6 protein-coding genes and 1 pseudogene are annotated in these 9,537 nt (G+C 41.3%); 4 read left to right on the top strand and 3 right to left on the bottom strand.

Annotation, left to right across the window (positions count from 1 at the left end):
* From IQ270_RS31085 to IQ270_RS14835, 4 genes and pseudogenes are all read left to right on the top strand, one after another.
* Window positions 1–681 (top strand): annotated as a pseudogene (locus IQ270_RS31085) (IS4 family transposase); the annotation flags it as partial.
* 24 nt (window positions 682–705) lie between these two features.
* Window positions 706–1,017, top strand: a complete 312-nt coding sequence (locus tag IQ270_RS31080) for a hypothetical protein (RefSeq protein WP_228056378.1) — start codon at window positions 706–708, stop codon at window positions 1,015–1,017.
* Between the two features lie 254 nt (window positions 1,018–1,271).
* On the top strand, window positions 1,272–2,396 hold the full coding sequence (locus IQ270_RS14840) for a hypothetical protein (protein WP_228056377.1): 1,125 nt from the start codon (window positions 1,272–1,274) through the stop codon (window positions 2,394–2,396).
* Window positions 2,397–2,669: 273 nt separating this feature from the next.
* Window positions 2,670–6,332 carry an NB-ARC domain-containing protein gene (locus IQ270_RS14835; RefSeq protein WP_193973945.1) on the top strand — a complete coding sequence of 1,221 codons (3,663 nt, stop codon included), beginning with the start codon at window positions 2,670–2,672 and terminating at the stop codon, window positions 6,330–6,332.
* A gap of 30 nt (window positions 6,333–6,362) precedes the next feature.
* Here IQ270_RS14835 and IQ270_RS14830 read toward each other — a convergent pair whose 3' ends face one another.
* The 3 genes from IQ270_RS14830 to IQ270_RS14820 form a co-directional block, all read right to left on the bottom strand.
* Complete coding sequence (locus IQ270_RS14830; protein WP_193973944.1) at window positions 6,363–7,181, bottom strand: 2-phosphosulfolactate phosphatase; 819 nt, start codon at window positions 7,179–7,181, stop codon at window positions 6,363–6,365.
* 32 nt (window positions 7,182–7,213) lie between these two features.
* Complete coding sequence (locus tag IQ270_RS14825; RefSeq protein ID WP_193973943.1) at window positions 7,214–8,206, bottom strand: TauD/TfdA family dioxygenase; 993 nt, start codon at window positions 8,204–8,206, stop codon at window positions 7,214–7,216.
* A gap of 136 nt (window positions 8,207–8,342) precedes the next feature.
* A complete protein-coding gene (locus tag IQ270_RS14820; RefSeq protein WP_193973942.1) occupies window positions 8,343–9,413 on the bottom strand; it encodes a DMT family transporter in 1,071 nt (356 codons plus the stop codon).
* Window positions 9,414–9,537 lie beyond the last annotated feature (124 nt).

Raw genomic sequence — 9,537 nt, 5'->3', positions numbered from 1 at the left:
TCCCACAAGAGTTATCTTTTCTTGTGGGATGGGCCGGAGAGCCCGTCCGATCAATTGATGAAAAAGATTTTTGCAAGAGGTCTAATACAAGCAGAAAAACAAGTGAGATTAGAGCGGTTGACCAGGGTATTTCCGTACCCAATTTCAACCGAAAGTCGTCGGGGAAAATTACAAAGACTTTTGGATTTGCCTAGTTTAACAATTAATGCTATTTGGTTCCCATTAATTGCTTATTGGTTGACCAAGTATTGTCCTGTTGGTACTCGTGTATCAATCGCAATTGACCGCAGTCAATGGGGGCATATTAATCTGTTTATGGTAAGCTTAATCTGGGAGCGCAGAGCAATTCCATTATACTGGTCACTGTTGCCAAAATTAGGAAATAGTAATTTGGCAGAACAAACTACAAATTTAGAGCAAGTTTTACCATTGTTTTCAGAATATAAAGTCATCGTTTTGGGAGACCGTGAATTTTGCTCTGTAGATTTGGGGAACTGGCTGATGGAAAAAGGTGTGTCTTTTTGCTTGAGGCTGAAAAAGAATCATTGTATCGAAACAGAACATTTAGTTTGGCAACGGCTAGATCAACTAGGAATAGTGCCGGGAACCTCTTTATACTTTCAAGGAAAAAGAGTCAGAAAAAGTCGTCCTGCTACTGGATTTGACCTAGCCTGTAAATAAAAAAGAAACTCTGGAGGAATTACAGTGGATGAAGCATGGTTTATTCTCACAGATTTAGGGTCATTGCCAGCAGCAATCAATGCTTATAAGCAGCGGATGGGAATTGAAGAAATGTTCCGAGATTGTCAAACAGGAGGCTACGATCTTGAAGGAACTAGCTTAAAAGGAGACCGACTGATTAAGATGATTTTGCTGATGACTCTCGCCTACACTGCGGCAATATTTCAAGGAACTGAAATCCGGGAAAAGCAGGTGCAAAAATATGTATCTCGTCGTAAAGAACCCCAAAAAAAATATCGTAGACGGAGTACATTTGGTGTGGGTGTAGATGGATAAAAGTGGGTTAATTATCTAAAACAATATGCTGAACAAGTTGAAGAGTTAATGAAGTTAAGTCCAAATAAACGCCGATTTTATCAACAAGGTATGCGGGCTGCAACCCTTATCCGGTCTATCTCCTAGACCTTTCTGTCACCCCCCAGATTGGAAGAGAAACTCATTGCGAACCCGATATAGAAGATTGCATCTGCATCGGCGAGACTCAAGATTTCTATCACGGCTGCCTTGCTGCTATTGATTTTGCCCTGTCCTTGGCAGGTGAGAAATATGCCTATGCTCAAATCAGTCTGGTAAAAACTAACGCAGCCAATTTCATCGAATTAAACAAAGATTGGGAGCGCCGAGTTCTTGAGCTTAAAGGCTTATCCTCCTCAAAAAGGCAAGATAGGCAACCAAAACAAAATTTGCTGGTTGGGCTGTCGCAACTTGATGGCGACAATCAAGTTGGGACGCTGGGCAGTGAAGGAGAGGGCGATGAAGCTGATTCGCGATCGATAGAAGCGGCGGCTTTAGCTGAAATACAGGAGCAAGAGTTGAAGAGCGATCGCTCTGATTCTAGCGAACTAATTGTACCTATGGGTTTAAGCAATTTGGCTCTTTTGAAATCCCAGGAAAGTGAAGAGGGAGTACGAGAACAGTTTACAGAAGAGGTAGTAAAGCTGGGAGAGGAAGAGCGCTTAGAGCTAGAGAATTTGCTATCTAGGACTTTATTAGATGGCTATCAACAGTTGAAGCTGGGGAAATGCAAGGTTATAGAAGATTGGACAGCATTTTTAGAGGAGGGTGAAGCAATTAGGGTGATTTCAGATCGAGACAGCCACATCGTCCTACGGATTACTTTAGAGGGTGAAGTGCAAAGCGCTTTATCTTATACCGATGCAGAGGTTTTGGGTGCAACTGTTAAAGAAAACTCAGAGGATTTGGCTATATTCTCTAATTGGTTAGAGGCGATAATTCCGAATCCGTCAGCGGGCGATTTGAATGCTGATTCAGTACAGCCAGCAACCACAATGGATATTCAGCAGGTAAAAATGGCTGAGTCTATCCTGCCAACGGCTCAAAGAGCTTTTGAGTATTTACTCGATCGTGCTCCCGATCGCGTGGAAGAAACTGATGAGTACACCCGCGTTCGGGTAGGAGATTTGTACGATCTGATGGTCGGAGATTCGGAAGGGGTTTCGGTGTCTTCTGTGACTGCCTCTGTCCGAGGGGAGTTAATCAAAGTTCGCGGAGAAGATTTGATTTTAGCTCAGGGCATTTCCTCTGAAGATATTGACTTTTGGACAGTTGTGGCAGATGAGCTAGATCGGATAGAGGCTAGGAGTAGGGATTCCGAGCGATCGGAACCAGATAGTGCAAATGGTTTTCAGCGCTAAATCGCTGGAAATTTGACACTCCCTCGATTCAACTAGAGGGGTGGAGTAGCAACACTCCCCTCGACTCTACCTATCGGCTGTACCCCTATTTGATAAAACAACGATGTTCCGTCAATGGATAGATGACACAGGTACTATTACTTATGGTTACATTTAAGATAGAGTAGCAGACTATGTTTGGCTTTGCTGTAGATATCTAGCCCTACGGAAATATCAAGCTAGTGCATTTTAGATGTTACTTAGTTATCAAAGTTAAAGATAAGGCCCAAAAGCATGATTGAAGAACCACTGGCAATTTTGGATACAGTTCTAAGGGAAAAATGTTTTAATGATGTTCAAGAACAAGTATTTCGGCAGTCGTGGCAAGGTAAAAGCTATCAAGAGATAGCAGAAAGCACAGGTTATGATGCCGCTTATATTCGAGATGTCGGCTATAAATTATGGCAAGTGCTCTCAAAGTCATTAGGAGTAAAGGTTACTAAAAGTAATTTTCAATCTGTATTGAGGAAATCATCTCAGGAACTTGGTCGTTACGAACAACAGATGCAAGCAGAGACTATGGTTGATGTAAAAGTAGGGTCTCAGAACAATTTTGACAATCATCAGAGACTAAAAACTGAACTGTTTCAAGAAGAATTTAAAGTTTTACACCACGAAAATATAGATATCCCAACTGGTTACGACTGGGGAGAAGCTATTGACGTTTCTATTTTTTATGGGCGGACAGAAGAGCTGGATACATTTCGCAAATGGATTTTAGATGAACAGTGTCGTCTAATAGCGATATTGGGAATGGGAGGTATTGGGAAAACAACACTTTCAGTGAAACTTGCATTACAATTAAAAGATGAATTTCAATACGTCATTTGGAAATCGCTACGCAACGCTCCACCCATTAAAGATATTTTGGCAAATTTGATATACTGTTTGTCAAATGGAAGTGAAACAGAAGCAGATATTCCAGCAACTTTATATGATAGAGTAACAAAAGTCATTAACTATCTACGCAGGTATCGATGTTTGATAATACTTGATAATCTTGAAACAATTCTTCAAGTCGGTGAGTCAGTTGGTTGCTATCGAGAAGGATATGAAGGTTTTAGCGAATTCATAAAAAGGGTGGGTGAATCAGATCACAAAAGCTGTTTAATATTAACAAGTCGGGAGAAACCACGAGAATTTTCAGTGCTTGAAGGAGAATTACTACCAGTTCGTTCATTGCAACTAAAGGGGGTTGAGGAGGAAGCAGGATATGAAATATTAAAATTAAAAGGTTCTTTTACAGGCTTGGAAGAGGACTGGAAGTTACTTATTAATAATTATGCAGGAAACCCACTTTTATTAAAAATAGTTTCTACAACTATTAAAGAACTTTTTAATAGCAACCTTTCGGATTTTTTAACACAAAACACAATTGTTATTGAGAGCGTTAGAGATTTACTAAATCAACAGTTTTATCGATTATCAGAAATCGAAAAAGACGTTATGTTTTGGCTTGCAATCAATCGCGAAGTAAGCTCATTAAATACTTTACAAGAAGATACTAATTTGACTGCCTCAAAGTCAAGCTTGCTGGAAGCAGTGTCTTCAGTCAGTCGTCGCTCTCTAATCGAAATAACTCCCACCGGTTATACACTACAACCTGTAATTATGGAATACGTTAGCGAAAGACTTATTGAACAAATTTACGAAGAAATTAAAAATGATGAAGTTTTAATAATAGCAAGATATGCTCTTGTTAAAGCTCAATCTAAAGACTACATTCGAGAGATTCAAAAGTATATAGTTATCAAGCCTGTTATTACGAAACTCAAATCTTTAATGGGATCTGAATCTCGTATTGAAAACAAACTATATAAAATCCTTTTAACGTTTAAAGAAAATATTATTGGGTCAGCGAGCTATGGAGCTAGTAACATTATTAGCCTACTTCAACAACTAGGTATAGATTTTAAAAACTATGATTTTTCTGGACTAGCTATTTGGCAAACTTATCTTCAGGGAACTAATTTGCATAATGTTAATTTTTCGGGATGTAATTTTGATAAATCTGTTTTTAATGAAACTTTGAGTATTGTCTTGTCAGTTAACTTTAGTCCAGATGGGAAGTGTTTGGCGACAGGAGCTACTGATGGAAAAATTTGTGTTTGGCAACCATTAGACGGAAAGAAGCTGTTGATTTGTCAGGGACACACAAATTGGATCTGGACAATTACTTTTAGTCCAGATAGTCAAATTCTCGCGAGTGGTAGCGAGGATCGAACTGTGCGGTTGTGGGATCTCTGGACGGGGCAATGTCGGGCAATTTTACGAGGACACACAGGTCAAGTATGGTCAGTAAGTTTTAGTCCAGATGGACAAACCCTTGCCAGTGGCAGCGAAGATCAAACCATCAAACTCTGGGATGTTTACTCTGGGGAATGCAAACAGACTTTGCAAGAGCATACCAGTCAAGTGCGGTCAGTCATCTTCAGCCCCGATGGACAAACTCTTGCCAGTGGCAGTGACGATCGAACGGTGAAGTTTTGGAAGGTTAGCTCTGGAGAATGTTACAAAACGCTCTTGGGACACACTAGCCGTGTTCACTCAATCAGTTTTAGCCCTGACGGGCAAAGTCTTGCCAGCAGCAGCGAAGATCAAACCATCAAACTCTGGGATGTTTACTCTGGGGAATGCAAACAGACTTTGCAAGAGCATACCAGTCAAGTGTGGTCAGTCATCTTCAGCCCCGATGGACAAACTCTTGCCAGTGGCAGTGACGATCGAACGGTGAAGTTTTGGAAGGTTAGCTCTGGAGAATGTTACAAAACGCTCTTGGGACATACCAACTGGTTGCGGTCTATCGCTTTCAGTCCCGATGGGCAAACCCTTGCTAGTAGTAGCGACCACACCGTAAAATTCTGGGATGCTAACACGGGAGAGTGTTGCAAAACACTTTTGGGACATACCAACTGGTTGCGGTCTGTCGCTTTCAGCCCTGATGGGCAAATTCTTGCCACTGGGGGTGAGGAATATACGATCAAACTGTGGCATATCCACACTGAAGAGTGTTGCAAAACCTTGCGAGGTCACGCGAATTGGGTTTGGTCTGTAAATTTCAGCCCCGATGGAAAAATGCTTGCTAGTGGTAGCGGGGATCATGTCATCAAGCTTTGGAATGTTCAGACTGGGGAGTGTCTTAAAACCCTAGTAGGGCATACCAACCGTATACGCTCAATTGTATTTAGCCCCAATGGGCAAACCCTTGCCAGTGGGGGGGAAGATCATACAGTGAGGCTCTGGGATGTCCACACTGGCGAAGTTCAACAAATATTGAAAGAACATACTAATCGAGTTTGGTCAGTCGCCTTTAGCCCTGATGGGCAAACCCTTGCCAGTGGGGGGGAAGATCATACAGTGAGGCTCTGGGATGTCCACACTGGCGAAGTTCAACAGATATTGCAAGAACATACTAATCGAGTTTGGTCAGTCGCCTTTAGCCCTGATGGGCAAACTCTTGCCAGTGGCAGCGGCGACCATACCATAAAGCTCTGGAACTCTAGCACTGGGGGGTGCTTCAAAACATTGGCAAAGCATACCGATCAGGTTCGCTTCGTTGCTTTCGGTAATGATGGGGACATACTTATTAGCAGCAGCGGAGATCAAAGCGTAAGGGCGTGGAGTATTAGCACTGAAGACTGCTATAAAACACTTAATATTCTTACGGATTCAGCACGTTCAGTTGCCTACAATCCTAGTGGTCAACTTCTTGCCAGCGTGAGCCAAGACGAAGCTTTGCAGATATGGAACATAGCAACTGGTGAGTGCATTAAAGTTCTAAAGTCTGTAAGACCCTACGAACAGATGAACATTACCGATGTTACAGGTTTGACAGAGGCTCAAAAATCGACACTGAAAGTTTTGGGAGCAGTCGAGTCGGAAACAGCAATAGCTTAAAAAAAGCTGTTGCCTGTTTCGCTTTTCTGTTTATTCAAACTCGCTATGGAAAGATTTACATAGGTTAAGGTGGTCACAAACAAAACCTTCGACTCCCATTATGGGAACACTGCTATACAAGTTTAGTTGTGAAGCATGTTGTACATCAGTAACAAAGCCTAATTCGCGAAGTTTTCTGCCAGTACCACAATCTAATAACGTGGCTTCTAGTTGCTTATGGGTATGGAGGAAAGCACCTTCGCAGACACAAGCTTCAGGAGACTTTTCATATTCTAAATACGAGAGAATAGCCCCTGCACCTAAATAGTCTTCAATCGCCATTCTTGTTTCCCCGTACTCAGATAGAGTTAATTCTCGTTCTCCACAGCAAACAATTGTCACGCATAGATTGGTTGTTTTTAGCATCTGGGAAATAGCACTGGCGATCGCTTTTGCATTTACCAACGACCCAATCAAAAGGCAAGGAGCCGTCTGAGCAAGGCCACTACAAGTTCCACCATTCGGAGAGGGAATTACGATCCTGGTGCCGGCGGTCATTCCTACATAAGTTAGAGGAGATAGAGAAAAGCGCCCTTTTTGAGGAACTTCGTTACGTCTGACTGCAACTTCAGCTCCAAGCCGTTGTGCAAGAATTACGGAATCTTCCGCTATGGAGCAGGGGTAGATCAGCCCCCCATGTGCCACAGCAGTTGTGACCGCCGTGGAAAAACTAAGTGTATCCACAATGACGATAATATCTTTTCTTGCCAGAGCCTGAGCCGTTCCCCATTGCCCAAAATCTAGCTTGCAACGGTATGGATTTTGAGAGAAAGTTTGAGAAGGGAGCGGTAATTCAGAGATATATTTCATGTTAATTTATTGCTGAAACGGTGATTAATTTATCAAGGGTTAAAAGACAACCAAATTCTCATTAAGTGGCGTTTTTTTTCAGGATGTATATCATCCTCGAAAGCTGTTCTACCATGTAAAACGAAGTGATTATTAACGAGCAACATTTCACCCCGGTTTAGTTGAATGTTCCTAATAAGGTGATTTTGTTGTATAACACTTTCAAGCATTTCAAGAGACTCTGTGACACTAGAGTCGAGCGGTAAACCTTCTGCTTCATATCCCTTAAAAATACGAATTTTGGAATATCGAATTCTTAGATAGTCTTGGTATGAAAAAATTGGAGCGAGCAATGTTATTGGACTTTCCCCAGGTTGCAGTTCAGCTCTGCGGTCAAAGTAGTAAGGTTGATAGAGACGCTCCAGTAATTTTGGAAATTTTTCTAGGATAATGTTATGCAAAGCTTGAGCACTAATCAGTAAAGAGTCTCCACCACTCTTTGCGGGTCTAAGAACAAACATGGCAACTACATCAACAGATTGGTTTCGGAATAGAGGTGCTGAATCAGTGTGAAGGTCAAGAGGTGCTCTGGTTTGAGTACCGCGTACACCAGATTTAAATGCCAAGTCATCTTGGCTATAGCCCTTGTCAAATACTGAGTACAGCCGATCTTCTTGAAGGTTTTGCACCAACCTTATGCCCAGAAGATGGCTGAGACTCCAATACACCATACATATTTCATCATCGGTATATTTTTCGGCAGGTAATCCCTGCAAAACCACAAAACCGCAACCAGTTTTGAGTTCTTGCAGCACTTTGATAGCTGCCTCCTTAAAGGATGAAATAAAAAAAGATTTTTCCATGACGTTATGGAGCGTTTTAGCATTTCGACGAACTTCTTGCACTGCATTATCAATTTCATTCAAAATTACAGGATTTAGGCAGTAACTCCAATTATTTGACTCGACAAAACTATTACGAGACCAAGCACCTGAACCTGCAATCATTAACTGGTAAACGGGCGTAGTTTCAAGACTAATTTTCACAAACGATCCTCCTAAAAACCTAAATGTGTACATTTTTCAATACGATAGCTCAAAAAATAACTAAAATCTTTAGGTTAAAGTTACCTTAAATGCTAGAGCAGACCATCTTTTTTCAAACTCCTTTTTACTTAGATAGTCAAGTTGAATTATTTTTTATAGCTTGAAGTTTATTTTTATGAAAGCTAATTGCAGCGACTGAAAGCGATACAATTAACATCCCAACTATTTGATGGCTTCCCAATGACTCTCCAAGAAAAAGCCAAGCAAGAGTAGAAGTAAAAATAGGTCCTGTAGATCCAATTATCGATGACAAAGAAGCACCAACAAGAAAAATACCGTAGTTATTGAGCAAATATCCAGCAACCGTAACCAACGCTAAAACTAAAACACTGCTCCACAACGAAAGCCACACACTAGGTTCAACACTAAACCTAGCGATTTTTAATAATTTGAAAAAAGGAACATAGTTAAAAACAGCAATGCTAAAACCAGACAAAACAAGAGTTGTTAAAATGTTAATTAAACTAAACGGAACAGGGTGAAAATTAAATTTTTGAGAGCAAATTTGAGTTAAAATAACGTTGAATGAAAAGGCTATTCCTGCTGCCATGGCTGTTCCTACACCAAGCAAAAAATTGGCAGATTTTAAACTCTCAGGAGCTGGAATTGATAGGAAACACCCTAAATATAGAACAAGCATTCCCAAACCTAAAACACAGGTGGGACGCTCACCAAACAGAAGCCAACTTAGCAGCATGATAACTGTGGGATAGATAAAAAACACGGTGATTGCAATACCTGCTGGTATATTGCCAATTGCAATATACATAAAGCATTGAGACACAAATAAAAATAGCCCACTACCGATAATCCGACTCAGCAAACCGCGCTGTTTTACCTGTATTAATTGCATTAAATCCAGCCAGAGAGGAGGGTAAAGCTGTGGTCCTACGAAAAAAGCTAATAGAGGAACCATCAGCAACATCCGCATCACAAGAACGAGAAGCGAGTTTCCTAGAGTGGGAGCAATCCATCCTCCAACCCGGAAGTGTCCGAAGAGATATTGCTCGCTCAAGATCACTCTGGCAACGACGTTTTGCAGTGACAACATGACAGAAGCCAGCAAAACCAGCATTACGCCTTTCCCTTGATTGGAGAATTGTCGCTGCAAGAGTGGGCAAAATTTTGAGTAGTCTACTTTAGACATAAGCGGTAGCTCATAGGGAAACGCAGTTCTGAAATAAGGGTGAAGGTTTTGCCACCTCTTCAAGGCTTGAAGTGATTGATGCAATTGCGTGGGAACTAGCTTGATTCCCACGCTCGAATGACTT

The organism is Microcoleus sp. LEGE 07076 (assembly GCF_015207455.1).
In the GTDB taxonomy this organism is placed as follows: Bacteria; Cyanobacteriota; Cyanobacteriia; order Cyanobacteriales; family Microcoleaceae; genus Microcoleus.
The sequence above is the reverse complement of the archived record's forward strand: the minus strand, read 5'-3'. Positions and strand labels throughout refer to the sequence as shown.